The organism is Streptococcus mitis (assembly GCF_946188375.1).
GTDB classification, from domain to species: domain Bacteria; phylum Bacillota; class Bacilli; order Lactobacillales; family Streptococcaceae; genus Streptococcus; species Streptococcus mitis_CX.
The window spans coordinates 1-239 of the sequence record NZ_CAMHUS010000195.1; the positions used below are offsets into that span (position 1 = coordinate 1).

Annotated in this window: 1 pseudogene; it reads right to left on the bottom strand. The window is 49.0% G+C overall.

What is annotated here, in order from left to right:
* Positions 1-239: pseudogene (locus N8M16_RS10150) on the bottom strand (hypothetical protein); the annotation flags it as partial.

A 239-nucleotide genomic window follows, 5' to 3' on the forward strand; every position in this document is an offset into this window, starting at 1 on the left:
GCTTCTGGGTTAACTTTGCCGTTCAAGACGTCTTTACCGTCGCGTCCATCTCGTCCGTCACGACCTGCTGCGCCATCTCGTCCGTCACGTCCTGGTAAACCTTGTGCTCCGTCTTGACCATCACGACCTTGAAGACCTTGTTCACCTTTATCACCCTTAGGTCCTTTGATGTTGCCTTCTTTTTCCCAGTTGCCGTTATTCTTAACGAAGACGTCACCTGTTTCTGTATTAACGTATTT